Below are 25,225 nucleotides of genomic sequence, written 5' to 3'. Positions count from 1 at the left end.
GTGTGGGAGGGGGCTTGCCCCCGATGAGGCCCTCAAGACCAATAAAAAGGCCCGCACTAAGCGGGCCTCCTAATTGGCTGCGGATTATCAGCCCGCCACCAACACCCGGATCGCTTCCAGTCGCAGCGCTGCCTTGTCGAGCATGGCCAGGCCTTGCTCGCGTTGATTGCGCAAGGCAACCAACTCGCTGTCACGTACGGTCGGGTTGACCGCTTGCAACGCGGTCAGGCGCGCCAGTTCTTCGTCGGTATCCGCGGCCAGGCGACGCTTGGCTTCGGCCACACGCTCGGCGTGACGCGGGGCGATCTTCTCTTCACCGGCGTTGATGCGCGGTGTGAGTTGGTCGCGCTGCGCCTGTACGAATTTGTTCGCGCTGGCCCGTGGCACGCTTTCCAGCTGGTCATTCAAGGTCACGAACGACACGCGGCCCGACAGGTCATTGCCGTTGGCATCCAGCAGGCAGCGCAAGGCGGCCGGTGGCAGGTAGCGACCCAGTTGCAGGGAGCGCGGGGCGACCACTTCGCTGACATACAGCAGTTCAAGCAATACGGTGCCTGGCTTGAGCGCCTTGTTCTTGATCAGTGCCACGGCGGTGTTGCCCATGGAACCGGACAGCACCAGGTCCATGCCGCCTTGCACCATCGGGTGCTCCCAGGTGATGAACTGCATGTCTTCGCGCGACAGCGCCTGGTTACGGTCGTAGGTGATGGTTACACCCTCGTCGTCGCCCAGGGGGAAGCTGGCGTCGAGCATTTTTTCGCTGGGCTTGAGGATCAGCGCGTTTTCCGAATGGTCTTCGCTATCGATGCCGAATGCGTCGAACAGGGTTTCCATATAGATCGGCAGGGCGAACTGGTCGTCTTGTTCGAGGATGTCCTCGACCAGTGCATCGCCTTCGCCGGCGCCGCCGGAATTGAGTTCGAGCAAGCGGTCGCGACCGGTGTGCAACTCCTGCTCCAGGCGCTCGCGCTCGGCACGGGCTTCGTCGATCAGGGCTTGCCACTCGCCGTCGTCGGCGGCTTCCAGCAGGGGCAGCAGGCGTGGGCCGAACTGATGCTGCAAGGCGTTGCCGGTCGGGCAGGTGTTGAGGAAGGCATTGAGCGCCTCGTGGTACCACTGGAACAGGCGCTCTTGCGGGCTGGTTTCCAGGTACGGCACGTGCAGTTCGATCACGTGTTTCTGGCCGATCCGGTCCAGGCGCCCGATACGCTGTTCCAGCAGGTCGGGGTGGGACGGCAGGTCGAACAGCACCAGGTGATGGGAGAACTGGAAGTTGCGGCCTTCACTGCCGATTTCCGAGCAGATCAGCACCTGGGCACCGAACTCTTCATCGGCAAAATAGGCAGCGGCGCGGTCACGCTCCAGAATATTCATGCCTTCGTGGAACACCGTGGCCGGGATGCCGGAGCGCACACGCAGGGCGTCTTCCAGGTCCATGGCGGTTTCGGCGTGGGCGCAGATCACCAGGACCTTGGTGCGCTTGAGCATTTTCAACTGGTCGATCAGCCACTCGACCCGAGGGTCGAAACGCCACCAGCGGTTCTCTTCCTCGATGTCCGGTTGCGCCTGGAAGCTGACTTCCGGGTACAGCTCGGCGTGTTCGCCCAGGGGCAGTTCGAGGTATTCGTCCGGGTTCGGTAGTGGGTAGGCGTGCAGCTTGCGCTCGGGGAAGCCTTGCACCGCGGCACGGGTGTTGCGAAACAGCACGCGGCCGGTGCCGTGGCGGTCCAGCAGTTCACGCACCAGGCGTGCGCTGGCCTCGGTGTCGCCATCGTTGACGGCGGTGAGCAGGGCTTCACCTTCGTCACCGAGGAAGCCTTGAATGGTCTTGTGCGCGGTCGGCGACAGGCGGCCCTTGTCCAGCAGCTCCTGCACGGCTTCGGCCACCGGGCGATAGTTTTCACTCTCGGCGCGGAAGGCTTGCAGATCGTGGAAGCGGTTCGGGTCCAGCAGGCGCAGGCGCGCAAAATGGCTGTCCTGGCCCAGTTGTTCTGGAGTGGCGGTCAGCAGCAGCACGCCAGGAATCACTTCGGCCAGTTGTTCGACCAGCGAGTATTCGGCGCTGGCCTTGTCTTCGTGCCACACCAGGTGGTGGGCTTCGTCGACTACCAGCAAGTCCCAGCCTGCGGCGAACAGCGCGTCCTGGGCCTTCTCGTCGTCCACCAGCCATTCGAGCGCAACGAGTGCAAGCTGGGTGTCTTCGAACGGGTTGGTGGCATCGCTTTCGATAAAGCGCTCTTCATCGAACAGCGCAACCTGCAGGTTGAAGCGGCGGCGCATTTCCACCAGCCATTGGTGCTGCAGGTTTTCCGGGACCAGGATCAGTACGCGGTTGGCACGGCCCGAGAGCAGTTGGCGATGGATCACCAGGCCTGCTTCGATGGTCTTGCCCAACCCCACTTCGTCCGCCAGCAACACGCGTGGCGCGATACGGTCAGCGACTTCGCGGGCGATGTGCAGTTGGTGGGCAATCGGTTGGGCGCGTACGCCACCCAGGCCCCACAGCGAGGACTGCAACTGGCGGCTGGTGTGTTCCAGGGTGTGGTAGCGCAGCGAGAACCACGCCAGCGGGTCGATCTGCCCGGCGAACAGGCGATCACTGGCCAGGCGGAACTGGATGAAGTTGGACAGTTGGGTTTCTGGCAGGGTGACCTGCTCGTTCTGCCCATTGAGGCCGTGGTAGACCAGCAGGCCATCGACGTCGTCGACTTCCTGTACGGTCATTTTCCAGCCTTCGAAATGGGTGATGGTGTCACCCGGCGAAAACCTCACGCGAGTGAGGGGCGCATTCCGTAGCGCATACTGGCGAGTGTCGCCAGTGGCCGGATAGAGCACGGTCAACAAGCGGCCGTCCTGTGCCAGAACGGTGCCTAACCCCAGCTCTGCTTCGCTGTCACTAATCCAGCGTTGCCCCGGTTGATACTGCTGCGCCATGCTGCCTGACTCCCGCCGTGAAAAAGCCGACTATGTTAACGGAACACGGCCCGGCGCCCAAGAACTCTGACAAAAACTACGCTGTTTGTACGGGCAGGCGGAAATTGAATCGACGGGTGGCGGGCACTTGAGAGTGTCGACTGAGTCACAGCTTGGCACGCGGGTGCTCAAGTCGCCCTGCCACCCGCCGACAGCCTGTTGATCAGGAGAATAATTATCATGCTGCCACCCATGCTGCCCGTCAGTGTTGTGCCGGTCACGTCGCAACTCGACCCGGCACGCCAGAAACCGGATATTCCGCCGGTGGTGCCCGTTCAACCGGGCTCCAACGAGAGCACGATCGACCTGAAAAAAGGCGATGCCGAGCAATCGACCTTTCTGCTGCGCGAAGAGCAGCGTCGCCAGCAGGAGCAGCAGAAACGCCGGCGTGAAGCCGACGACGACGCGGAGCAGCATTTGCCGATTCCCGGCGACTTGCTCAACGCTGACAACACCGTGCCCGTGGCGCCGCTGATCGAAGACGCGCCGCGCCAGGGCCTGTGGGTGGATATCGAGGTTTAATCGTTCAGTTCGCGCAGGGCCTTCACCAGTAACTCAATCTCGTCATCGGTGTTGAGCGGGCTGACGGAGATGCGCGCAATGCTGTTCAACCCACGTGCTTGCATATCCAGCGGGGTGTAGGCCACGCCATTGGCGCCGATGTTGATGCGCTTGCAGGCCAGGCGTTGCTTGAGTTCAAAGCTGTCCCAGCCGGCCAGGTTGAACGCGATCAAGCCTGAATGCGTTCTGCCTAAGTCATGCAAGGTAATTCCCGGTATCTGACGCAGTGCCTCGCGGATTCGCGCGCTGGTCTTCGAGACCCTTTGCCATACTTGCTCAATCCCCAGTTGATTGATCTCGTGCAACGCATTGCCCAGGCCGGCCAGCAGGGCGAAAGAGACTTCGCTGGTTTCAAAGCGCCGGGCGTCGTTGCGCAGGTCGAAGCCCTCGGCGGTCCAGGGTGCTGAAAACACGTCGCGTTGGGCCGGGTTCAGATGTGGTAGAAAATCCGGCCTGATATACAGCAGCGCGGTACCGCGAGGCCCGCGCAGGTGTTTGCGGCCGGCGGACTTGAGCACATCGCACTGCAACGCTTGCACATTCACCGGCACCTGGCCGACGGCTTGGCCCGCGTCGATGAAGTAGGGAATGGTATGCCGCCTGGCCACATCGCCGATGGCCTGGGCCGGGTTGATCAAGCCACCGTTGGCCGGCAGCCAGGTGAGGTCGATCAGCTTCACCTTGGCATCCAGCATCGCCTCCAACGCCACCGGGCAGGCCGCGCCGCTGGCATCGCACGGGATGACGTCCACCCGCGCCCCGGCTTGAACGGCCAGTTCCATGCTCGCCAGGTTAGCGCCCCATTCGTGGCGCCCCACTAGAATACGATCGCCCGGCTGCCATGGCCCCAGCGCCTGGAAGGCCATGCTCCAGGCCGTCGAGCCACTGCTGGCGAAGGCAATCGATGAGGCGGGCGCATTGAGCAGTTGCCCGGCGGCTCGGCGGGCCTTTTCCACTAAGACGGCACCCTGTTCTCCTGCCTCCATCGGGCCGTCGCGGGCTTCGCGTTGCAGCTGTTCGATGATGGCGTCGAGCGTCGCCTGGCTGGGCAAGGACGCCCCGGCGTGGTTGAAGTGCACGATGCCGGACTGGCAACCGGGCGTGGCTTCTCGCAAGTTCTGCACTTGCAGCGGGCTCATGGCTGCAGCTCGAAAATGGCGTCCACTTCCACGGCGACACCAGCCGGCAGACTGCAGACCCCTACGGCGGTGCGCACGTGCCGGCCCTTGTCGCCGAGGGCATTGACCAGCAGGTTCGAAGCGCCATTGGCGACCAGGCTTTGGCGCTGGAAGTCGGCGCTGCTGGCAATGAACACGCCCAGGCGCAGGATGCGCACCACCCGCGACAGGTCATCGCCCAACGCGTCGCTCAATTGCCCCAGCAGGCCCAGCGCCGCCAATTCCGCCGCTTGGGCGCCATCTTCATCGCTGAGAAAATCGCCCAGCCGGCCAAGGTAGGCAGGTTTGCCATCGGTCATGGGAATTTGTCCCGAGATGAACAGCTGGTGTTGGCTGATCACATGATTGACGTAGTTGGCAGCGGGTTGGCTGGGCGTGGGCAGTGTCAGGCCGAGGGCGTGTACGCGCTGGCGGATGGAATCGGTCATGGTGAAATCCTCTGGTGTCAGAAGGTTCCAGCATGTTGGCGGTGGCGAGGGGCGACAAACGGATAGATCTCAACCGACGTATCGAAAAGCCTCACGCGTCGGCACACGCCTGCTTCAACCACTGGCTGAAGCACTCAGCCGCCTCACTGAGCGGGCGCTGAGGTGCGATCAGCCAATAGCCGATATCGCTGTGATAGGGCGGCCAGTCAAAGGCCTCTACCAGGCTGCCGTCCTGGAGCCTGCGTTCGATCAGGCGATGGCGGCCCATGGCGATCCCCTGGCCGGCCACGGTCGCTTCGACCACGATGTTGTAGTCATGCAGCATCACGCGGGGGTGGTGATCAAGGTTGACCTGGTAATGGGCCGACCAATCGGTCCACTCGAAAGGGCGGTGGGAGGTCGCCATCAACAGCGCGCCACTGGCGATCTGCCTGGCTTTGAACCCAGGGCTGCATACCGGTGACAGGGTTTCGGCCATCAGGCGTGTGGCGCGCACCTCGGGCCAGTCGCCCTTGCCGTAGCGGATGGCCAGGTCAACCTCGGCCGTGGCGACGTTGGCCAGTTGAATGGCGGGCAGCAACTCCACCTGGATATGCGGGTAGCACCGTAGAAACTCGGCCAGGCGCGGCGCCAGCCATAACGTGGCAAAGGATGCCAGCAAGCCGATACGCAACACACTGGCGCTGGGCGCACCCCGTTGGTTGCGCGTCGCAGCGGCGATGGCGTCCAGGGCAGGGCGGATTTGCGCGTAGTAATCTTGCCCGGCCAACGTCAGGTCAATCGCACGGGTTCGCCGGATAAACAACGGTTTGCCCAGGTGGTGTTCGAGCTTATGTACCTGGTGGCTCAGCGCGCTTTGGGTCACCGACAACTCATTGGCCGCCTTGATAAAACTCAAGTGCCGCGCCACGGCCTCGAAGGCGCGCAGGGCCAGCAGCGGTGGAAGGTCGTTGTGCAAGGCCACCTGGATGCGCCTCCTGGGCAGGGTAGAAAGTGCCGATTTTGGTCGATGGCCTGCATTTTGTCGCCCGCTTAATTGCCGTCGGGCGGGGCAGGCCGCATTATTGAGGCATTTCCGCCACGACGTAAGCCAAGCCATGAGTGATGACGACAAGCTGATCGACCTGAACGCCGAACGTGCCAAGCGCGTGCACGACCTCAATGACAAACGCTTGAATGAAGTGCGCCAAGCCTTTGAACAAGCCATGCCCTTGGGCAAGCCCAAGAAAAAGTCCAAGAACAAGCCGAAAAAGCGTTGAAACGCCCTGCATCCATTGATGCAGGTCAGTTATTCCCCTTCTTTACGCCCCGTTGTGGGCGACATTGATCCTGGTCAATTTCCCACTGCGCCTTCTCCATTAACTTAGCCCTATCGCAACAGGGCAAGTGCAGGAGGCCGGTCATGTTTTTCGATAATGTGGTTTTCGCCGGAGTGCTGACTGTTAGCCTCATGGTGCTGTTTTTTGTAGGGTTTGGATTTTTTATCTGGAAAGACGCGAACAAGCGTAAAAAACCTTAAGTCTTTCCGGGTTACATGAGCACGCAAGGCATTTTGGGCGACTTCGGTCGCCCTTTTTTTTGGCAAAGCGCACCGCAGTCCACTTGTGGGAGCTGGCTTGCCTGCGATAGCGCAGTAAAAGTTGATAAATATATGAGCTGACCCACCGCGATCGCAGGCAAGCCAGCTCCCACATCTTTACCTTCTGCCATCAATTAACTTGAATAAAAAAAGGTGCGACCCTCGCGGATCGCACCTTTTTTATTGCCGGCTGGCTATCAGTTGCCCAAAGCCTTGGACGCCAACCAGAACAAACCGGCCGAGAGGCCTACAGTCGCTGGCAAGGTCAATACCCAAGCCATCAGGATGGTCTTGACGGTGCCACCTTGCAGGCCGCTTTTGTTGGCAACCATGGTGCCCGCCACGCCAGAAGACAGGACGTGGGTGGTGGACACTGGCAGGGCGAAGATATTGGCAAAGCCGATCATGGTGGCCGTGGTGATTTGCGCCGACATGCCCTGGGCATAGGTCATGCCTTGCTTGCCGATCTTCTCACCGATGGTCAGTACCACGCGCTTCCAGCCCACCATGGTGCCCAGGCCCAGGGCCAGTGCGACCGCGAGAATCACCCAGAACGGGGCGTACTCGGTGGTGGCGGTCAGGTCTTTGCGCAGCTTGTCGAGGTCTGACTTCTCACGGGAGTCCAGGCCTGGCAGCTTGCCGACCTTTTTCGCGGTGTCATCCAGGCAAAGCAGGTAGCGACGCACTTCGATGCGGTGGTCGGCCGTCAGCGAGTGGTAGTCCGAGACGCCCTTGAGGGTGCCCAGCAGCGCGTTGATCGTCGGTTCGGTCTGCTGCGGGTTGCAGCGGAACTTGCCCGGCAGGTCATCCTTCACGCTTTTGCCCAGGGCCAGGAACTCACCGAGGGTCTCGTGGTTGCGCTGGTAGAACTGGTTCAAGTGCAGGGTGGCGTCGCGGGTACGTTCGATCTGGTAAGTGGTGCTGCCCAGGTCCAATACGAACTGCGCCGGCACGATACCAATCAGTACCAGCATGATCAGGCCGATGCCTTTCTGGCCATCGTTGGAGCCGTGCACGAAGCTTACAGCCATGGCCGAAATCACCAGGACCAGGCGGTTCCAGAACGGCGGGTGCTTCTTGTCGTCGAGCTTGCGGCGCTGGTCGGGGGTCTTGTGCATCTTAGACAGCGGGCGCCACCACTTCAGGCCGATCAGCACCAGGGCGGCGACCAGGAAGCCCGCCATCGGCGAGAACACCAGGGAGGCGCCGATATCCACGGCCTTCTGCCAGTTCACACCGTCAGCCAGGGGGATGTCGTTGATCAATGCATTGGCCAGGCCGACACCGAGGATCGAGCCGATCAGGGTGTGGGAGCTGGAGGCGGGGATACCGAAGTACCAAGTGCCCAGGTTCCAGGTGATCGCCGCCGCCAACAACGAGAAGACCATTGCCAAGCCATGGCCGGTATTCACATTGATCAGCAACTCCACCGGCAGCAAGTGCACGATGGCGTAGGCGACACCGACACCACCGAGCAATACCCCGAGGAAATTGAACACCCCGGAGAAGAACACGGCCAGGTGTGGCGGCATGGCTTTGGTATAGATGACTGTGGCCACCGCGTTAGCGGTGTCATGAAAGCCATTGATGAACTCGAAGGCGAGGACAAAGGCCAGGGCGAGCAACAGGCTCACGAGAACCCAAGCATCCAGTCCGCTGAATAAATCGATCATGAAGGTTTTCTGACCCGGTCGTAAGGGGGCGCGATTATGCCAGAAAACATCAGTAATCGATGCATTAGCTGCTCATCGGTAACAATCTTCCTGGAAAAAAAACCGGCAAGACACACGTATCCCAGGGTTTTCGGGGCTTTGGCAAGTCTTTGATTTATAAAGCGCAGGCCGCAGGAGGCGGACTTTTGTCATGAAAATGCCATGCTTGAAACATTTGTATGAAATTTCGTGGGTGGCTGTAGGTTACTGACCAGCGGCCGCTGAACCAGTGCTTGACCGGCAGCGACTGCAAGGCGCTGAACTCGACCGAAGTGCTCAGGGCTCCTCGGTCTTGAGTTCCTGCTCGATTTTTTGGATTTCCTGGGCAAATGCCTGATCCAGCAGGCTGGCTCGTTTGCGCCATGGTTTGCGTTCCGGCTCAGGTTGCGCGGCGTAGGTGGTGACTTCCCCGCCGTAGACGTCCTTGTAACGTTGCTCCTGGCGCTCAAGTTCCGCGCGCAGTTCATCTTTCGTCACAGTATTACCTAATTGAGTTGAGTTATTGATTGCGCAGTGTCATGCCTGAAAGTCGTGCTCGGGGCGATTCCAAATAGAACAGTCGAACCGTTCAAGTTGGTATACGGGCCTGAGGGCCGTTCTTTTAAGCGAGTACTTGTGACCGGCGTTGCCTGCAGCCTGCAATGCCTGGTGAGCTCCCCTCCCGATAGTGATACCGGGCTGACCTCTGCACAGGTTGCATTATAGCGGCGCATTTGAAGAACACTATCATCATGAAGTTAAAAAGCGTCAACGGCGTGCTTGGGTTTTGTTACATATCGCCGACGTATTTGTGAACAGCGTCATCTTCATATCTGTATTCATACTGATAGAAGGGTAAATGCCTACACTTTTCGGCGACATCAGCTAAATCTCGAACGTGATCTGCGGGATCTGCACCCATGCCGGCCAAATTGCGATAATCGCATGGTTGTCCGATAATCGCCCAATGTTACCGGCGTTGACTTGTGCAGGGCGGCCGGCACGGCTTGTAATAGCCGCCAACCCTCCCGTGGTGATAACAAGAGAAGGCCCGTTGAAATGAACGATCAATTGCGCAACTCCTTTGCATCAGTGGCGCCGCCGATCGTGGCTTCACCGGCCAAGCGCATCCAGGCATTCACCGGTGATCCGGATTTCATGACGTCCCTGGCCCGTGGCCTGGCCGTGGTGCAGGCGTTCCAAGAGCGCAAACGTCACCTGACCATCGCCCAGATCAGTCACCGCACCGAAATTCCCCGCGCCGCCGTGCGCCGTTGCCTGCACACCTTGATCAAGCTCGGCTACGCCACCACGGATGGGCGCACCTACTCTCTGTTGCCCAAGGTGCTGACCCTCGGTCACGCCTATCTGTCGTCCACACCGCTGGCCGTTTCGGCACAGCCTTACCTGGACCGCATGAGCGAGCAGCTCCATGAAGCCTGCAACATGGCTACCCTGGAAGGCGATGACATCCTCTATATCGCTCGTTCCGCCACCACCCAGCGCCTGATCTCGGTTGACCTGTCGGTGGGCGGGCGCCTGCCTGCGTATTGCACGTCCATGGGCCGCATTCTGCTGGCCGCCCTCGACGATGCCTCGCTGCAGGATTATCTCGACCATGCCGACCTGCAAACCAAGACCAGCCGCACCCTGACAACACCGCAAGCGTTATTCGAATGCCTGCAACAGGTGCGTCAGCAAGGCTGGTGCATTGTCGACCAGGAACTGGAGCAGGGCCTGCGCTCCATCGCGGTGCCGGTGTATGACGCGTCCGGCCAGGTATTGGCCGCGCTGAATGTCAGCACCCACGCCGGTCGGGTCAGCCGCAGTGAGTTGGAGCAGCGCTTTCTACCGAGCATGCTCAGCGCCAGCCGTGAGCTGAGTGCGCAACTGTTTGCCTAAGCTGTTCGGTGACCGCACAGATCCCGGCGGGCTCGATTGACGGTGTTTCCCTTGGCTTATTAATGTGCGGCAGCGCTCTGAGGAGCTGCCCAATAAGAATGACGGCCCAGGTCGTCAGCCCGCCATCGGTGTGGAATAAAAATAATGAATCAGCCTTCTGTCGGTACCACCCTGGACGTACAGTCCTTTATCAACACCCAGCCACTTTCGCGCTATCAGTGGCGCGTGGTGATCCTGTGTTTCCTGATTGTCTTTCTCGACGGCCTCGATACAGCCGCCATGGGCTTTATCGCGCCGGCACTGTCCCAGGACTGGGGCATCGACCGCGCCAGCCTCGGCCCGGTGATGAGCGCCGCGTTGATCGGCATGGTGTTTGGCGCACTCGGTTCCGGCCCTCTGGCCGACCGCTTTGGCCGCAAAGTCGTGCTGGTCGGCGCTGTGTTGGTGTTTGGTGCGTTCAGCCTGGCGTCGGCCTACAGCACCAATGTCGACCAGTTGCTGGTGCTGCGCTTTCTCACCGGCCTGGGCCTGGGCGCCGGCATGCCGAATGCCACCACCTTGTTGTCTGAATACACACCCGAGCGGCATAAATCCTTGTTGGTGACCAGCATGTTCTGTGGCTTCAACCTCGGCATGGCCGGTGGTGGGTTTATTTCGGCCAAGCTGATTCCCGCGTTCGGCTGGCACAGCCTGTTGCTGATAGGCGGCATCTTGCCGTTGATCCTGGCGGTGGTGCTGTTGGTGTGGCTGCCGGAGTCTGCCCGCTACCTGGTGGTACGCAATCGCGGCACCGACAAGGTACGCAAGACCCTTGCCCCCATCGAGCCAGACATCGTTGCCCAGGCCACTCACTTCAGCGTACCGGAGCAAAAAACCGTCAAGGCCCGCAATGTGTTCGCAGTGATTTTCTCGGGCACCTACAGCGCTGGCACCTTGCTGTTGTGGCTCACGTACTTCATGGGCCTGGTGATTGTTTACCTGCTGACCAGTTGGCTCCCCACTTTGATGCGTGACAGCGGCGCGAGCATGGAGCAGGCCGCGTTTATCGGCGCGCTGTTCCAGTTTGGTGGGGTATTGAGCGCGGTGGGCGTGGGCTGGGCGATGGACCGGTTCAACCCGCACAAAGTGATCGGCACTTTCTATCTGCTGGCCGGGGTGTTTGCCTACGCGGTGGGGCAGAGCCTGGGCAACATCACGCTGTTGGCCACCCTGGTGCTGGTCGCCGGGATGTGCGTCAACGGTGCGCAATCGGCAATGCCGTCGCTGGCGGCGCGTTTCTACCCCACCCAAGGCCGTGCCACCGGGGTGTCGTGGATGCTCGGCATCGGCCGCTTCGGCGCGATCCTGGGGGCGTGGATGGGCGCTACTTTGCTGGGCCTGGGCTGGAACTTCGAGCAGGTGCTTACAGCACTGGTGATTCCGGCGGCATTGGCCACGGCAGCGGTGGTGATCAAGGGCATGGTCAGCCATGCCGATGCCACCTGAAACCGATCACTACCCCTGTGGAAGCTGGCTTGCCTGCGATAGCGGTGCTGAATCCACTCGCGCCATCGCAGCATAGGTATCTACATAACTCTGTTAGCTCAACGGTAACCACGATGCGAAGCGAGCCGCTCTTGATCTTGATCTGCTTTTGATCTTAGGCGCCCCGTTAAACCACGCTGGCCGGAATTCGACAGGGATTTGGGGGGTAAACCGGCAGGGATGCCGGTTTAGCCGCCCCGCGCCATGGATGGCGCGTGGCGGCGACCCCCCAAATCACTGGCGGATTACGGGCACACCGAGCCTAAGCGAGGTGCCGAGTGGTGGGGCAAGAGCGCTTTGCTTACTTTCGCGCTTTTCGAAAGTGAGCCGCCGTCAGGGCGGAACCCTAAGGGGCCGTTACCGCAGGAATGGATATGTGCACGGTCCAACTGTGTTGACTGTCAGGCCGTCTTCGCAGGCAAGCCAGCTCCCACATTGGATCGCGGGGCATCAGTTATATCTGTGTCGGCTGCCAGGTCGTCACGGGAGCAAGCTCCCTCGCCACAGATTTAGCGTCGTGCCGAAGTTGTGTAGATACCTATGGCCATCGCAGGCAAGCCAGCTCCCACATTGACCCTGTTCCTTATGATGGTTAGTTAAGCAACAATCGGTTCGATAATCGAACACTCAGTCGATTATCGGATTGTTCGGCCCATTTCCCCGGCTTAATCTTCAAGCACTTCGGCGCCACCTCAGCGCCTTTTTCGATCAACACCGGGAGCCCAACCCCATGGCTGAAATCCTCACCCTGCGTGATGCGGTCAAGTGCTTCGTGAACGACGGCGATACCGTCGCCCTCGAAGGCTTCACCCACCTGATCCCTACGGCCGCGGGCCATGAAATCATTCGTCAGGGCAAGAAAGACCTGACGCTGGTGCGCATGACGCCTGACCTGATCTACGACCAGTTGATCGGTGCCGGCTGTGCGCGCAAGTTGATTTTTTCCTGGGGCGGCAACCCGGGCGTGGGTTCCCTGCATCGGCTGCGCGACGCGGTAGAGAAACAATGGCCGCAAGCGCTGGAGATCGAAGAACACAGCCACGCCGACCTGGCCAATGCCTACGTTGCCGGTGCCTCCGGCCTGCCGTTCGCGGTGTTGCGTGCCTACGCCGGTTCCGACTTGCCCAAGGTCAACCCGCTGATCAAGACCGTCACCTGTCCCTTCACCGGCGAAGTGCTGGCGGCGGTGCCGTCGGTGCGTCCGGACATTACCGTGATTCATGCGCAGAAAGCCGACCGCAAAGGCAACGTGCTGCTCTGGGGCATTCTCGGGGTGCAGAAGGAAGCGGCCCTGGCGGCCAAGCGCTGCATCGTCACCGTCGAGGAAATCGTCGACGACCTGAATGCGCCGATGAACAGCTGCGTGCTGCCGACCTGGGCGCTGACGGCGGTGTGTCACGTACCCGGTGGTGCCCATCCGTCCTACGCGCACGGCTACAACGAGCGGGATAACCGCTTCTACCAGGCGTGGGACCCGATTGCCCGCGACCGTGGCACTTTTACCGCCTGGATCGACGAATACATCCACGGCACTGCCGACTTCAGTGAATTCCAGGCCAAGCTGGCCGCCGCGCAGGAGGCTAAGTAATGGCTTACTCCACCAATGAAATGATGACCGTCGCCGCCGCACGCCGCCTCAAGAACGGCTCGGTGTGCTTCGTCGGCATCGGCCTGCCATCCAAGGCGGCCAACCTGGCGCGTCTGACGTCTTCGCCGGATGTGGTGCTGATCTACGAGTCGGGCCCGATTGGGGCCAAGCCCAGCGTGTTGCCGCTGTCCATCGGTGATGGCGAGTTGGCGGAGACCGCCGACACCGTGGTGCCCACCGGTGAGATCTTTCGCTACTGGTTGCAGGGCGGGCGCATTGATGTCGGCTTTCTCGGTGCGGCCCAGGTCGACCGTTTCGGCAATATCAACACCACCGTGGTCGGTGATTATCACCAGCCCAAAGTGCGTTTGCCGGGTGCCGGTGGTGCGCCGGAAATCGCAGGTTCGGCCAAGAGCGTGTTGATCATCCTTAAGCAATCGTCCCGTTCGTTTGTGGACAAACTGGACTTCATCACCTCCGTCGGTCACGGCGAAGGTGGCGACTCACGCAAGCGTCTGGGCCTGCCCGGCGCCGGCCCGGTGGGCATCATTACCGACCTGTGCATCATGGAGCCGGAGGAGGGCAGCCATGAGTTCGTGGTCACTGCGCTGCATCCGGGCGTGACCCGCGAGCAAGTGATCGCCGCCACCGGCTGGGCGATTCGCTTTGCCGACCAGGTGAGCACCACCGCTGAACCCACCGAGACCGAACTGACCGCCCTGCGTGACCTCGAAGCGCGCACCGCGGCTGCCCACGGCCAAGCACCGGGAGAAGCCTGATGCGCGAGGTTTTTATCTGTGATGCCATTCGCACACCTATCGGCCGTTTCGGCGGTGGCCTGTCCACGGTGCGTGCCGACGACCTGGCGGCGCTGCCGATCAAGGCGCTGATCGAGCGCAACCCGTCGGTGGACTGGAGCGCCGTAGACGAAGTCTTCCTCGGCTGCGCCAACCAGGCCGGTGAAGATAACCGCAACGTGGCACGCATGGCGTTGCTGCTGGCGGGGCTGCCGGAAAGTATTCCTGGAGTGACCCTCAACCGCTTGTGCGCCTCGGGCATGGATGCTATCGGCACCGCTTTTCGTGCGATTGCCAGTGGTGAAATGGAGCTGGCGATTGCCGGTGGCGTCGAATCGATGTCCCGCGCTCCGTTTGTGATGGGCAAAGCCGACGCGGCGTTCTCGCGCAACATGAAGTTGGAAGACACCACCATTGGCTGGCGCTTTATCAACCCGCTGATGAAGGCCCAGTACGGCGTGGATGCCATGCCGCAGACGGCCGATAACGTGGCCGATGACTATCAGGTTTCCCGCGCCGACCAGGACGCTTTCGCCCTGCGCAGCCAGCAACGCACCGCCGCTGCCCAGGCCGCCGGGTTCTTTGCCGAGGAAATCGTTCCGGTGCGGGTCGCCCATAAAAAAGGCGAAACCCTGGTGGAACACGATGAACACCCACGGGACACCACGTTGGAAGCCCTGGCCAAGCTCAAGCCGGTCAACGGCGCGGACAAGACCGTCACTGCTGGCAATGCCTCGGGCGTCAACGATGGCGCCGCCGCGCTGATCCTCGCCAGCGCCGAGGCCGTCAAGCAACACGGCCTCACCGCCCGCGCCCGTGTGCTGGGCATGGCCAGTGCCGGTGTCGCCCCGCGCGTGATGGGCATCGGCCCGGTGCCGGCGGTGCGCAAACTGGTGGAGCGCCTGGGGTTGGCGGTCACCGACTTTGATGTGATCGAACTTAACGAAGCCTTCGCCAGCCAAGGCCTGGCGGTGCTGCGCGAGCTGGGTATTGCGGACGATGCGCCCCAGGTCAACCCCAACGGCGGCGCCATTGCCCTCGGCCACCCCTTGGGGATGAGTGGTGCGCGGTTGGTACTGACGGCCCTGCACCAATTGGAAAAAACCGGCGGCAGCAAAGGCCTGGCGACCATGTGCGTGGGCGTCGGCCAAGGCTTGGCCCTGGCGATTGAACGCGTCTGATCAATAAAAGAGGATTGCTCCATGAGTGACAAGCCCGGTTACCGGCGCCCGCAAGCGGGCACTCAACCTGATTACCTGCACCCGGCCTACCAGTCGACGAACCTGCGTTCGCCGTCCCAGCCTTTGGTGTTCCTGCCCCATTCCTTGTCGGAAATCACCGGCCCGACCATCGGCGCCGAACGTATCAATGAGAAGGACAACGACCTGACAGCCCAGCATGAGGGCGAGCCGCAAGGCGAGCGCATCATCATTCATGGCCGTGTGCTGGACGAAAACGGCCTGCCAGTGCCGGGCATCCTCGTGGAGATCTGGCAGGCCAATGCTGCCGGCCGCTACAACCACAAGCGCGACCTGCACGATGCCCCCCTGGACCCGAACTTCACCGGCACCGGGCGCACCGTCACCGACGCCGATGGCTGGTACCAGTTCCAGACCATCAAGCCCGGCGCCTACCCGTGGGGCAACCACCACAACGCCTGGCGCCCGGCGCATATCCACTTTTCGCTGTTTGGCCCCAGCGTACTGACGCGCCTGGTGACGCAAATGTATTTCCCGGGTGACCCGTTGCTGGAGTACGACCCGATCTACAACTGCGTGCCGGATACCAGCGCCAAGCAACGCTTGATCGCTAGCTTCGACCTGGAAAAAACCATTCCTTCCTATGCCCTCGGCTACCGCTGGGACATCGTCCTGCGCGGCCGCGACGCCACGCCGATGGAGAAATGAGATGACACTCAACGCGACCACGTCCCACACCGTCGGGCCGTATTACCACATTGGCCTGACCTGGCTGAACCGTGAAGACCTGACCGTCACCGCCACCCTTGGCGAACGCGTGGCGATCAGCGGGCAAGTGGTGGACGGCAACGGTGATGTCGTCAACGACGCCATGCTGGAAGTCTGGCAGGCCAACGCCGCCGGCAAATATGCTCACCCCGAAGACGAGCAGGACAAAGCGCTAGACCCGAACTTCGAAGGTTTCGGCCGCGTGCCGGTGGATGCCGAAGGGCGTTTTCGTTTTACCACCATCAAGCCGGGCAGTGTGCCGGGGCTCAAGGGCACCACCCAGGCGCCGCATTTGGTGGTGCTGGTGTTTGCCCGTGGGTTGGTGAAGCACTTGCTGACGCGGATTTATTTTGACGGTGAGGCCTTGAACGGCGATGACCCGTTGCTGGCGTGTGTGCCGGCAGAACGTCGTGGCACCTTGATTGCCCAGGCGGATGCGGCAGGGGTATATCAGTGGAATGTGATTTTGCAGGGGACAGATAAGGAAACGGTGTTCTTCGACTATTGAGTTGGCGGTAGGGGCCCCATCGCAGGCAAGCCAGCTCCCACCTTTGAATGTGTTCACAACACAAAATGTGGGAGCCGGGCTTGCCCGCGATGAGGCCCTCTCAGGCTCCACCTATCCAAAAGTCTGCTTGCGGAACAGGGTTGTTGCAAAGTATGTCTAGGCTATAACCGTTCCCACTGAGAAAAAAACATGACAACAAAAACCAGCCACTACACCGGAGAAGAACGCAGCAAACGGATCTTTGCGATTGTCGGTGCGTCCTCCGGCAACCTGGTCGAATGGTTCGACTTCTACGTCTATGCCTTCTGCGCGATTTATTTTGCCCCGGCGTTTTTCCCCTCGGACGACCCCACGGTGCAGTTGCTCAACACCGCCGGTGTGTTTGCCGCGGGGTTCCTGATGCGACCGATCGGTGGCTGGTTGTTTGGCCGGGTGGCCGACAAGCACGGGCGCAAGAACTCGATGATGATCTCGGTGCTGATGATGTGCGGCGGCTCCCTGGTCATCGCCTTCCTGCCCACTTATAACGACATCGGTGCCTGGGCCCCGGCGCTGCTGTTAGTGGCACGACTGTTCCAGGGCTTGTCGGTGGGCGGTGAATACGGCACCACGGCCACCTACATGAGTGAAGTCGCGCTCAAGGGCCAGCGTGGCTTCTTTGCTTCGTTCCAGTACGTGACCCTGATCGGCGGCCAGTTGCTGGCGGTGCTGGTGGTGGTGATCCTGCAACAGATCCTCACCGAAGAAGAATTGCGTGCCTGGGGCTGGCGCATCCCGTTTGTGATCGGCGCCATAGCCGCCGTGATCTCCCTGCTGCTGCGTCGCACCCTGAAAGAAACCACCAGCAAGGAAATGCGTGAAGACAAGGACGCCGGCAGTATCGTCGCGCTGTTTCGCGACCACGGCAAAGCCTTCATTACGGTGCTGGGCTACACCGCCGGCGGCTCGCTGATTTTCTATACCTTCACCACCTACATGCAGAAGTACCTGGTGAACACCGTCGGCATGCACGCCAAGACGTCGAGCTACATCATGACCGGCGCGCTGTTCCTGTACATGTGCATGCAGCCGCTGTTCGGCATGTTGGCCGACAAGATCGGCCGGCGTAATTCGATGCTCTGGTTTGCCGGCCTTGGCACGTTGTTCACAGTGCCGATCCTGCTGACTTTGAAAACCGTGACCAGCCCGTTTTTGGCATTTGTGCTGATCACCCTGGCCTTGGCGATTGTCAGCTTCTACACCTCCATCAGCGGCCTGGTCAAAGCGGAGATGTTTCCGCCGCAGGTGCGTGCCTTGGGCGTGGGCCTGGCCTATGCGGTGGCTAACGCGGTGTTTGGCGGTTCGGCAGAAGTGGTCGCGCTGAGCCTCAAATCCATCGGCATGGAAAACACCTTTTATTGGTACGTCACCGCGATGATGGCGGTGGCCTTCCTGTTCAGCTTGCGCCTGCCGAAACAGGCGGCGTACCTGCATCACGATCTGTAAGGGATGAGTTATGACGTTGCGCACGAGCAATCAACTGTTCGACGCTTATTTCACTGCTGACAGCATGGCCGAGGTGTTCTGTGACCAGGGGCGCTTGCAGGGCATGCTGGATTTCGAAGCCGCGCTGGCTCGGGCGCAGGCCCAGGTAGGGTTGATTCCCCAGGCCGCCGTCGCACCGATTGCCCAGGCGTGCCTGGCGTCGCTGTATGACGTGGATGCCCTTGGCAGCGCGATTGCCACGGCGGGCAACTCTGCGATTCCACTGGTGAAGGCGTTGGGCAAGTTGATCGCCAGTGAGGACGCCGACGCCGAGCGTTATGTACACCTGGGCGCAACCAGTCAGGATGTGATGGACACCGGCCTGGTGCTGCAACTGCGCCGTGGGGTGGAGTTGATCGAGGCCGACCTGGCTCGCCTGGGGGAGGTGTTGGCCGCCCAGGCTCAGCGTTACGCCACCGTGCCGTTGGCCGGGCGTACTTGGTTGCAGCACGCGACGCCGGTCACCCTGGGGATGAAAATCGCCGGTTGGCTGGGCGCGGTGACGCGCAGTCGCCAGCGCCTGGCCGAGTTGAAACCGCGCCTGTTGGTGCTGCAATTTGGCGGCGCGTCGGGCACTTTGGCGGCCCTCGGCGAACACGCCATGCCTGTGGCCGAGGCCTTGGCCGCCGAGTTGCAACTGGGCTTGCCGGAGCAACCCTGGCACACCCAGCGTGACCGCCTGGTGGAGTTTGCCAGCCTGCTCGGTCTGATCGCCGGTAGCCTCGGCAAGTTGGGCCGCGATATCAGCCTGTTGATGCAGACCGAAGCGGCGGAGGTGTTCGAGCCTTCGGCGCCGGGCAAGGGCGGTTCGTCCACCATGCCGCACAAGCGTAACCCGGTGGGCGCCGCCGTGCTGATCAGCGCAGCCACCCGCGTACCCGGCCTGGTGGCGACAATGTTCAGCGCCATGCCCCAGGAACACGAACGCAGCCTGGGCTTGTGGCATGCCGAATGGGAAACCTTGCCGGAAATTTGCCGCCTGGTATCCGGTGCCTTGCATCAGGCAATTCTGGTCAGTGAAGGGCTGGAGGTGAATGCCGAACGCATGGCACAGAACCTCGACCTGACCCAAGGCCTGGTACTGGCCGAAGCGGTAAGTATCGTGCTCGCCCAGCGCTTGGGCCGCGACACCGCGCACCATTTGCTGGAGCAGTGCTGCAAACGTGCGGTCGCCGAGCAGCGCCATTTGCGCGCGGTACTGGCGGATGAGCCGCACGTCACCGCCGAGCTGTCGGCGGCTGAACTGGATCGCCTGCTCGACCCTGCCCACTACCTGGGCCAGGCGTCTACCTGGGTCACGCGTGCGGTGACCGAACATTTTGCTTTGACTGCCTGAGGAGACCGCTGTGGCTTTTGTACAACTCGCCGAGGGCGAACTGCATTACCAACTCGAGGGGCCCGCCGACGCACCGGTATTGGTGCTGTCCAATTCCTTGGGTACCGACCTGCATATGTGGGACATCCAGATACCGGCTTTTACCGAGCATTTTCGTGTGCTGCGATTCGACACCCGTGGCCACGGCCAATCCCTGGTGACCGAGGGGCCTTACAGCATCGAGCAACTGGGCCGAGACGTGATCGCGCTGCTGGATGCGCTGGATATCCAGAAGGCGCTTTTTTGCGGACTGTCCATGGGCGGCTTGATCGGCCAATGGCTGGGCATTCATGCCGGCGAGCGCCTGCAACGGCTGGTGGTGTGTAATACCGCGGCCAAGATCGGCACGCCCGAGGTGTGGAACCCGCGTATCGAAATGGTCCTGCGTGATGGCGCAGCCGCGATGGTGGCGCTGCGCGATGCGTCGATTGCGCGCTGGTTCACCGCGGATTTCGCCGCCGCCAACCCGCACCAGGCCAAGCAGATCACTGACATGCTCGCGGCCACGTCACCCGAGGGGTATGCCGCCAACTGCGGCGCTGTGCGCGATGCGGATTTTCGTGAGCAATTGTCCTCGATCAAGGTGCCGACCCTGGTGATTGCCGGCACCGAAGACGCAGTGACGCCGCCAGCCGGCGGCCACTTTATCCAGAACCATGTGCAGGGTGCCGAGTATGCCGAGTTCTATGCGGCGCACCTGTCCAACGTGCAGGCCGGTGCTGCTTTCAGCGACCGGGTGATCGAATTTCTGCTGGCCCGCTGAGGAGCTATTTGTGGACGAAAAACAACGTTACGCCGAGGGCCTGCAGGTGCGCCGCGAAGTACTGGGCGATGCCCATGTCGACCGCAGCCTCAATGCCCTGACTGAGTTCAACAGCGAGTTCCAGGAAATGATCACCCGCCACGCCTGGGGTGACATCTGGACCCGCCCCGGCCTGCCTCGGCATACCCGCAGCCTGATCACCATCGCGATGCTGATCGGCATGAACCGCAGTGAAGAACTGAAGCTGCACCTGCGTGCCGCCGCCAGCAACGGCGTGACCCGCGCCGAGATCAAGGAAGTGCTGATGCAGAGTGCGATTTACTGTGGGATCCCGGCGGCGAATGCGACGTTTCATTTGGCTGAGTCAGTGTGGGATGAGTTGGGGGTTGAGTCCCGAGGTTCAGCCTGATAGGCGCTGGCCCTTTTTCTAATAATCCTCTCTGAGTGGCAGTTGGAATTCTTCTCTGAGTGTATTTTCAGTGAACGGCTTCGGGTTGGTTGTGGTGGGTTTCGCAAATGGACTGTTGATGAAGTTGAACGGCCGTGCGTCGGTGGGTAATCCAACCGCTTGGTGTTCTTCATCGCGTTCCCCGAGGGGCTTATGCTCCCGATTTGTTCTCCCGGGTAGCACGGTGCCGTTGGCTCCGTTATACGCATGAGCCATCTCATGGTACAGAGCCACAATGGGACCACTTCCATCAAACATGGAAAAGGAGGGGTTGTAATGTATTTCGCCTGCGTTCGCGACGTCCCCGGGTTGGTTGGAAATAATTTTTCCGTAGTCGGACGGTGTTAATCCTACTAAGTCGTCTGTTATTAAAATGCCCCCGAAGTCTTGCCCTCTCGAATGGTCTTTAGATTCTAAGTCCTTAGGCCTGTTTGTGGAAAAGTGTTTTTTTAGTTTTGAATTGTTGTAGTAGTAATAAGCGTTTTCGTCGGCGGTTTCTTTAATTAGCGTAGGGGCATCATTACGTTTTGCTGCCGAGTCACCCTCAGCTAACATCTGCTTGCCTACCGGCGAGAGGCGTAATAGGTCAATATCGTCGTTTACGTTTTGTACGAAATCTTGAGAGCCGTCAACAAGATACCCGCTGTGTCCCAGTTCCTTGTAGGCGGTGTGAGTCAATGTCGAGCCCGACGTACGATGAACTTCATCCGTTGGTTTGGCGTAGATTACGGTGTCGTCACTGTGCGTGCGAACAATGTTTTTATCGCGACCGGTATATACGGTCGCCTTGCCGTGAGTGACGATGAGGTTTTCGCCTTTACCTCCGTGCAAAATAGTCGGGTTATCAAGGGTGTTTTTTGTGACAATCATAAAGTCGTGACCCTCCCCCCCGTCCATGTACAAAACTCGTCCTTCAACGCCCTCGCCAGCTTGCATGCGGTCATTGCCATTATTGCCTCTGAGCATGCCATGACCGGTACCGGCGATCATCAGATCGTCGCCGTCCCCTCCGAATGCTTTACCATCGCCTCTGCCGAGTTTAAGCGTGTCGTTGCCTGACCCTCCGCGCATGAGGGTGTATCCTGAACCCGCCCGGGCGTAATCATTGCCTTCCCCTAAGTCGATATCGACAGGGAATTCAACATCCGAGTCGACAAGCACACAGTCGTCGCCCCCGTTTGTTTTGATCCGCAAGCAGAAGATTGGGGTATTTATGAACGCCATGTTATTTAGTTGGTAGGGTATTTCATTGATGAGTACAGTTAAACTTTCGCCGGGTCCTTTTTTTATTCTGATGCGGTCATGGGTGTTACCTGTTTCAATTACCAAGTGGCTGTCTGCGATAGTGGCAGGCTTTCGATCCGGGCTATTGATGGTTACCTCATGAGTTATTTTTACATTCTTGTCGTGTCGTAATGTTTCAGAGTTGATGTATTTTTCTTTGTCTGCGAGTTGGTCTGGTGTAAGACGTGAGAATGCGTTTAACCTGTGGCGACGGTACTTGTCGTAGCGAGGGTCGCTGAAACCAGGAATGTCAATAATAGTCGCCGTTGCAATGCTGGAAGGCCCAGAGGCAAGTGAGGGCGACGAAAGTATCGGGGCAGCCGTTGGTATTTGGGTGAAGGAGGACTGAGTGATCATGGGTTACCTGTAGATGAAGGATTATGTGCCTCTTTATTGGCGAGCTTTGAGGGTTGGTTCCTTATGTCTGTATCTACCGATAAGTCCAATTGTTGCGGAACGCTTAGTTTGCGTCGGCGCCCCACAGCCAGTGCCATAGCCCCCGGCAGAAGTACCGCTTCGTTTGCAATTTTCACCGAGCGGGCGAGGGTTGCGCGTTGCAGTTGGGTGTGACCCGTAGCGAGATCAAGGAGGTGCTCGAGCCGTGTTGGCGGCGTCCCATCGCTTGATGTCCAAGTACACACCCTCCCGCAACATGAGCCGATGTTCGATGGCATTGACGGCGGCGTCCAATGCCTGCTGACGACAACGATCGTCGACAACTCTATGAGCTCGGTATTGGCGGGGGCGCTGATATAAATGACAGTTTTATAGTGTTTTTAGAATGATCATTTTTGCAAATAGATATATAGGTCGGTGCGACTTTCCCTCTTAGTGAGTATCTGCATCCCACACCCAATTCCACACCCCCGGCAGATGCACCGGCTCGTTCACAGCCTTGACCGTCCGGGCCAGCGCTGCGCGTTCCAGCGCGGCGTGGTCGGCATAGAACGGCTGGGCAGCGGTCTTCAAACCGTTGACCCGCGCGCTGTCCATCAGGATCTGCAAATACTCCTGCATATGCCTGGCGGTGTAGCGGTTGATGTCATGGAAGGTCACCACTACCGGAATCACGCCCTCCACTGTCGGTAGTTCACCCAAGGCGATGCGTTCGCGTACCACCGACAGTTGCCGATACAGGTTGGCCCGCCGACGCGGGCTGGCGTTGAAGCCCCAGATCTTGCCGTCATTGGCACTCAAGTCCGTCAGCAGTACGTGCATGCCGTGGCGTTGGTAGGCGGCGAAGGTGCGCTTGTCGTAGTTCCAGAAGGGGGGGCGTACCAGCACGGGGCGCGTGCCCGTGATGGCGGCAATGTCGGCAGCCCCTTCGGTAAGGGTGTGTTCCAGGGTGGCGTCGTTCAGCCAGCGATGATTGGTGTGAAACGCCGTGGCGGTGTGAAAGGCCAGGACATGGCCGGCGGCGAATTCGCGTTCCATGGTCTTGCGCCCCCGGGCACTGCCGCCGGAGCGAGCGGCTTCGGTCTGCAGGAAGAACACTGCCTTGATCCCCGGCAGCACCGGGTTGTTGGCCAGGTCCGCCACTACCGAACGGCTCGGATTGTTGTAGCCCGAGGCGCTTGGGCCGTCATCGAAGGTCAGCAAAAAGCGGATCGGCGCCTGGGCCAGCAGGCGTTGTTCGGTCTGTGGCGTCAGGGCGATGGGGGCGCTGATGCAGCCCCCCAGGCTCAAGGCCAGGGCAAACAGAGCGATTGCTGTAGCGAAGGATTTCATGCCGTGCAGGGCCCGAGTAAAGGCCGCTGCTGGGGGGATCAGCAGCGGCAGGCGCGCACCATACAGTAAGTGCTATGCCGGTTTACAGCAGACTGATCGGATAGCTGACGATCAACCGATTTTCATCGAACTCGTTGTTGCTGTAGTCCCTGCGCATGCTCGAATTGCGCCAGCGCACGTTGAGGTTTTTCAGCGTGCCGCTCTGCACCGTATAGCCTACTTCGGTCTCGCGGCCCCACTCCTTGCCGTCGGTGATGGTGCCGGTGTGCACGTTGCTGCCGCTGATATAGCGGTTCATCAGGGTCAGGCCCGGTATGCCGAGGGCAGCGAAGTTGTAGTCGTGGCGAACCTGCCAGGATTTCTCCTGCGCGTTGTCATAGCTGGAGTTGTAGCTGTCGTTGGCCAGGGTGCCGCCGCTGGTGCCGTTGACGCGCATCCAGGCACTGTCGCCGGTGAGTTTTTGCAGGCCGACGTAGAAGGTGTTGCCGCCGTACCTGGCCGAGAACAAGCCGGACCAGGTTTTGTTGTCCAGGTCGCCGGCGCGGGCGCTGCCGTCGTCCTTGCCGTAGAAGAAGCCCAGGTTGGCGCCCAGGGTCCAGTCGCCCACAGGCTGGCTGTGGATCAGATTGACGAACTGCTGGCTGTAGATGTCCTTGAGCTGGGCATTCCACACGCCGACTTGGGTGCGTTTGTCGTTGAACGCGTATTCGGCGCCCTGGAAGTTGAAACGGTCGGAGGTGAAGGCGGTTTTGCCGAACATCGACATGTCGCTCATGCTGCCGTCGTCCCGCGGGCTATTGGCGCGGAATTGGCCGCCATAGAGGGTCAGGCCGTCGATTTCCTTCGAGGTGATCTGCCCGCCACGCAGGGTCTGTGGCAGGGAGCGGCCATCGTCGGAACGCAGGATCGGCAGCACCGGCATCCATTCGCCCACCTTCAGCTCGGTCTTGGAAAAGCGCGCCTTGAATGCCACGCCCAGCCGGCCAAACTCATCGGCTGGCCGACCGTCATGGTCCAGCGGCAGCAACTGCGTGCCGCCCGTGCCACGCCCGCCATCGAGCTTGAGCGAGTACAAACCCAGCACATCCACACCAAAACCGACTGTGCCTTGGGTGAACCCGGACTTGGCGTCGAGAATGAAACTTTGCGTCCACTCCTGCGCCCCGCCTTGGGCCTTGGTCGGGTTGGTGAAGTTGCGGTTGAAGAAGAAGTTACGCAGGTTGAGGTTGGCGCTGGCGTCTTCGAGAAAGCCGTGATCCTGGGCGAGAACGGGCAGGGCAGAACTGGCGACAGCAGCCGCCAGCAACAGCTGGCGCGGTTGGAAAGTGCTCATGGTGTGAACCTGTTGTTATTGGGTTTATGCAGGTGGCGGCCATGGTGCGCGGCGGTGCGGGGGCGATGAAAGTG

23 protein-coding genes are annotated in these 25,225 nt (G+C 60.5%); 14 read left to right on the top strand and 9 right to left on the bottom strand.

Annotated elements, in window-relative coordinates; genetic code table 11:
* Window positions 1–87 precede the first annotated feature (87 nt).
* Window positions 88–2,934: an RNA polymerase-associated protein RapA gene (gene rapA / locus GIV35_RS22220; protein WP_034125960.1), complete on the bottom strand. Its 2,847-nt coding sequence runs from the start codon at window positions 2,932–2,934 to the stop codon at window positions 88–90.
* 219 nt (window positions 2,935–3,153) lie between these two features.
* Between rapA and GIV35_RS22215 the strand changes: the two genes are divergently transcribed.
* Window positions 3,154–3,495, top strand: coding sequence for a hypothetical protein (locus GIV35_RS22215; RefSeq protein WP_014717286.1), 342 nt, complete (start codon window positions 3,154–3,156; stop codon window positions 3,493–3,495).
* Here GIV35_RS22215 and GIV35_RS22210 read toward each other — a convergent pair.
* From GIV35_RS22210 to GIV35_RS22200, 3 genes are all read right to left on the bottom strand, one after another.
* On the bottom strand, window positions 3,492–4,673 hold the full coding sequence (locus GIV35_RS22210; protein ID WP_223024608.1) for an aminotransferase class V-fold PLP-dependent enzyme: 1,182 nt from the start codon (window positions 4,671–4,673) through the stop codon (window positions 3,492–3,494). The genes GIV35_RS22215 and GIV35_RS22210 overlap by 4 nt on opposite strands.
* Entirely contained in the window at window positions 4,670–5,140 is a 471-nt protein-coding gene (locus GIV35_RS22205; protein ID WP_105226059.1) for a RidA family protein, read from the bottom strand. The genes GIV35_RS22210 and GIV35_RS22205 overlap by 4 nt, the downstream gene beginning before the upstream one ends.
* Window positions 5,141–5,231: 91 nt before the next feature.
* Window positions 5,232–6,104: a LysR substrate-binding domain-containing protein gene (locus tag GIV35_RS22200; protein WP_198714919.1), complete on the bottom strand. Its 873-nt coding sequence runs from the start codon at window positions 6,102–6,104 to the stop codon at window positions 5,232–5,234.
* A 133-nt stretch (window positions 6,105–6,237) separates the two neighbouring features.
* On the opposite strand from GIV35_RS22200, the gene GIV35_RS22195 reads away from it, so the two are divergent.
* The gene (locus tag GIV35_RS22195) at window positions 6,238–6,399 is read left to right on the top strand and encodes a hypothetical protein (protein ID WP_005785860.1); all 162 of its coding nucleotides are present in this window, start codon (window positions 6,238–6,240) and stop codon (window positions 6,397–6,399) included.
* Between the two features lie 143 nt (window positions 6,400–6,542).
* A complete protein-coding gene (gene ccoM, locus GIV35_RS27370) occupies window positions 6,543–6,659 on the top strand; it encodes a cytochrome c oxidase subunit CcoM (protein ID WP_019817835.1) in 117 nt (38 codons plus the stop codon).
* A 257-nt stretch (window positions 6,660–6,916) separates the two neighbouring features.
* On the opposite strand, the gene GIV35_RS22190 is transcribed toward ccoM, so the two are convergent.
* Window positions 6,917–8,392, bottom strand: a complete 1,476-nt coding sequence (locus tag GIV35_RS22190; RefSeq protein ID WP_003189291.1) for an inorganic phosphate transporter — start codon at window positions 8,390–8,392, stop codon at window positions 6,917–6,919.
* Between the two features lie 315 nt (window positions 8,393–8,707).
* Entirely contained in the window at window positions 8,708–8,908 is a 201-nt protein-coding gene (locus tag GIV35_RS22185) for a hypothetical protein (protein WP_003189295.1), read from the bottom strand.
* 561 nt (window positions 8,909–9,469) lie between these two features.
* Here GIV35_RS22185 and pcaR point away from each other — a divergent pair.
* From pcaR to pcaC, 11 genes are all read left to right on the top strand, one after another.
* Window positions 9,470–10,312, top strand: coding sequence for a pca regulon transcriptional regulator PcaR (gene pcaR / locus GIV35_RS22180; protein ID WP_003189296.1), 843 nt, complete (start codon window positions 9,470–9,472; stop codon window positions 10,310–10,312).
* 144 nt (window positions 10,313–10,456) lie between these two features.
* Entirely contained in the window at window positions 10,457–11,797 is a 1,341-nt protein-coding gene (locus GIV35_RS22175) for an MFS transporter (protein WP_198714918.1), read from the top strand.
* 769 nt (window positions 11,798–12,566) lie between these two features.
* A complete protein-coding gene (locus GIV35_RS22170) occupies window positions 12,567–13,424 on the top strand; it encodes a CoA transferase subunit A (protein ID WP_105226062.1) in 858 nt (285 codons plus the stop codon).
* On the top strand, window positions 13,424–14,203 hold the full coding sequence (locus GIV35_RS22165; protein ID WP_034125965.1) for a CoA-transferase subunit beta: 780 nt from the start codon (window positions 13,424–13,426) through the stop codon (window positions 14,201–14,203). The genes GIV35_RS22170 and GIV35_RS22165 overlap by 1 nt, the downstream gene beginning before the upstream one ends.
* Window positions 14,200–15,402 carry a 3-oxoadipyl-CoA thiolase gene (gene pcaF / locus GIV35_RS22160; RefSeq protein ID WP_177430949.1) on the top strand — a complete coding sequence of 401 codons (1,203 nt, stop codon included), beginning with the start codon at window positions 14,200–14,202 and terminating at the stop codon, window positions 15,400–15,402. Before GIV35_RS22165 ends, pcaF begins: the two co-directional genes overlap by 4 nt.
* 21 nt (window positions 15,403–15,423) lie before the next feature.
* A complete protein-coding gene (pcaH, locus tag GIV35_RS22155; protein WP_019817832.1) occupies window positions 15,424–16,128 on the top strand; it encodes a protocatechuate 3,4-dioxygenase subunit beta in 705 nt (234 codons plus the stop codon).
* 1 nt (window position 16,129) lies between these two features.
* Window positions 16,130–16,696, top strand: coding sequence for a protocatechuate 3,4-dioxygenase subunit alpha (gene pcaG / locus GIV35_RS22150; RefSeq protein WP_073522586.1), 567 nt, complete (start codon window positions 16,130–16,132; stop codon window positions 16,694–16,696).
* Between the two features lie 189 nt (window positions 16,697–16,885).
* Window positions 16,886–18,181: an MFS family transporter gene (locus tag GIV35_RS22145; protein WP_032893116.1), complete on the top strand. Its 1,296-nt coding sequence runs from the start codon at window positions 16,886–16,888 to the stop codon at window positions 18,179–18,181.
* A 10-nt stretch (window positions 18,182–18,191) separates the two neighbouring features.
* Window positions 18,192–19,556: a 3-carboxy-cis,cis-muconate cycloisomerase gene (locus tag GIV35_RS22140; RefSeq protein WP_057975636.1), complete on the top strand. Its 1,365-nt coding sequence runs from the start codon at window positions 18,192–18,194 to the stop codon at window positions 19,554–19,556.
* A gap of 10 nt (window positions 19,557–19,566) precedes the next feature.
* Entirely contained in the window at window positions 19,567–20,358 is a 792-nt protein-coding gene (gene pcaD / locus GIV35_RS22135; protein WP_236265591.1) for a 3-oxoadipate enol-lactonase, read from the top strand.
* A 10-nt stretch (window positions 20,359–20,368) separates the two neighbouring features.
* Entirely contained in the window at window positions 20,369–20,767 is a 399-nt protein-coding gene (gene pcaC, locus GIV35_RS22130) for a 4-carboxymuconolactone decarboxylase (protein ID WP_034125971.1), read from the top strand.
* A gap of 18 nt (window positions 20,768–20,785) precedes the next feature.
* Here the strand turns inward: pcaC and GIV35_RS22125 are convergent, their stop codons facing one another.
* The 3 genes from GIV35_RS22125 to GIV35_RS22115 all read right to left on the bottom strand — a co-directional run bounded on the left by GIV35_RS22125 (window position 20,786) and on the right by GIV35_RS22115 (window position 25,151).
* Window positions 20,786–22,447, bottom strand: coding sequence for a M91 family zinc metallopeptidase (locus GIV35_RS22125; protein ID WP_105226067.1), 1,662 nt, complete (start codon window positions 22,445–22,447; stop codon window positions 20,786–20,788).
* A gap of 471 nt (window positions 22,448–22,918) precedes the next feature.
* Window positions 22,919–23,818 (bottom strand): polysaccharide deacetylase family protein, encoded by a 900-nt coding sequence (locus GIV35_RS22120; protein WP_200649446.1) that lies wholly within the window; start codon window positions 23,816–23,818, stop codon window positions 22,919–22,921.
* 82 nt (window positions 23,819–23,900) lie between these two features.
* Window positions 23,901–25,151 (bottom strand): OprD family porin, encoded by a 1,251-nt coding sequence (locus tag GIV35_RS22115; protein WP_105226069.1) that lies wholly within the window; start codon window positions 25,149–25,151, stop codon window positions 23,901–23,903.
* Window positions 25,152–25,225: the final 74 nt, after the last annotated feature.

The organism is Pseudomonas sp. PA-1-6B (assembly GCF_021609545.1).
Lineage (GTDB): Bacteria > Pseudomonadota > Gammaproteobacteria > Pseudomonadales > Pseudomonadaceae > Aquipseudomonas > Aquipseudomonas fluorescens_BV.
The sequence above is the reverse complement of the archived record's forward strand: the minus strand, read 5'-3'. Positions and strand labels throughout refer to the sequence as shown.

What these genes read in the sequence shown, in the direction of transcription:
- rapA (WP_034125960.1), bottom strand. Translation starts at nt 2,934, where the DNA reads ATGGCGCAGCAGTATCAACCGGGGCAACGCTGGATTAGTGACAGCGAA.
- GIV35_RS22215 (WP_014717286.1), top strand. Translation starts at nt 3,154, where the DNA reads ATGCTGCCACCCATGCTGCCCGTCAGTGTTGTGCCGGTCACGTCGCAA.
- GIV35_RS22210 (WP_223024608.1), bottom strand. Translation starts at nt 4,673, where the DNA reads ATGAGCCCGCTGCAAGTGCAGAACTTGCGAGAAGCCACGCCCGGTTGC.
- GIV35_RS22205 (WP_105226059.1), bottom strand. Translation starts at nt 5,140, where the DNA reads ATGACCGATTCCATCCGCCAGCGCGTACACGCCCTCGGCCTGACACTG.
- GIV35_RS22195 (WP_005785860.1), top strand. Translation starts at nt 6,238, where the DNA reads ATGAGTGATGACGACAAGCTGATCGACCTGAACGCCGAACGTGCCAAG.
- ccoM (WP_019817835.1), top strand. Translation starts at nt 6,543, where the DNA reads ATGTTTTTCGATAATGTGGTTTTCGCCGGAGTGCTGACTGTTAGCCTC.
- GIV35_RS22190 (WP_003189291.1), bottom strand. Translation starts at nt 8,392, where the DNA reads ATGATCGATTTATTCAGCGGACTGGATGCTTGGGTTCTCGTGAGCCTG.
- pcaR (WP_003189296.1), top strand. Translation starts at nt 9,470, where the DNA reads ATGAACGATCAATTGCGCAACTCCTTTGCATCAGTGGCGCCGCCGATC.
- GIV35_RS22175 (WP_198714918.1), top strand. Translation starts at nt 10,457, where the DNA reads ATGAATCAGCCTTCTGTCGGTACCACCCTGGACGTACAGTCCTTTATC.
- GIV35_RS22170 (WP_105226062.1), top strand. Translation starts at nt 12,567, where the DNA reads ATGGCTGAAATCCTCACCCTGCGTGATGCGGTCAAGTGCTTCGTGAAC.
- GIV35_RS22165 (WP_034125965.1), top strand. Translation starts at nt 13,424, where the DNA reads ATGGCTTACTCCACCAATGAAATGATGACCGTCGCCGCCGCACGCCGC.
- pcaH (WP_019817832.1), top strand. Translation starts at nt 15,424, where the DNA reads ATGAGTGACAAGCCCGGTTACCGGCGCCCGCAAGCGGGCACTCAACCT.
- pcaG (WP_073522586.1), top strand. Translation starts at nt 16,130, where the DNA reads ATGACACTCAACGCGACCACGTCCCACACCGTCGGGCCGTATTACCAC.
- GIV35_RS22145 (WP_032893116.1), top strand. Translation starts at nt 16,886, where the DNA reads ATGACAACAAAAACCAGCCACTACACCGGAGAAGAACGCAGCAAACGG.
- GIV35_RS22140 (WP_057975636.1), top strand. Translation starts at nt 18,192, where the DNA reads ATGACGTTGCGCACGAGCAATCAACTGTTCGACGCTTATTTCACTGCT.
- GIV35_RS22125 (WP_105226067.1), bottom strand. Translation starts at nt 22,447, where the DNA reads ATGATCACTCAGTCCTCCTTCACCCAAATACCAACGGCTGCCCCGATA.
- GIV35_RS22120 (WP_200649446.1), bottom strand. Translation starts at nt 23,818, where the DNA reads ATGAAATCCTTCGCTACAGCAATCGCTCTGTTTGCCCTGGCCTTGAGC.
- GIV35_RS22115 (WP_105226069.1), bottom strand. Translation starts at nt 25,151, where the DNA reads ATGAGCACTTTCCAACCGCGCCAGCTGTTGCTGGCGGCTGCTGTCGCC.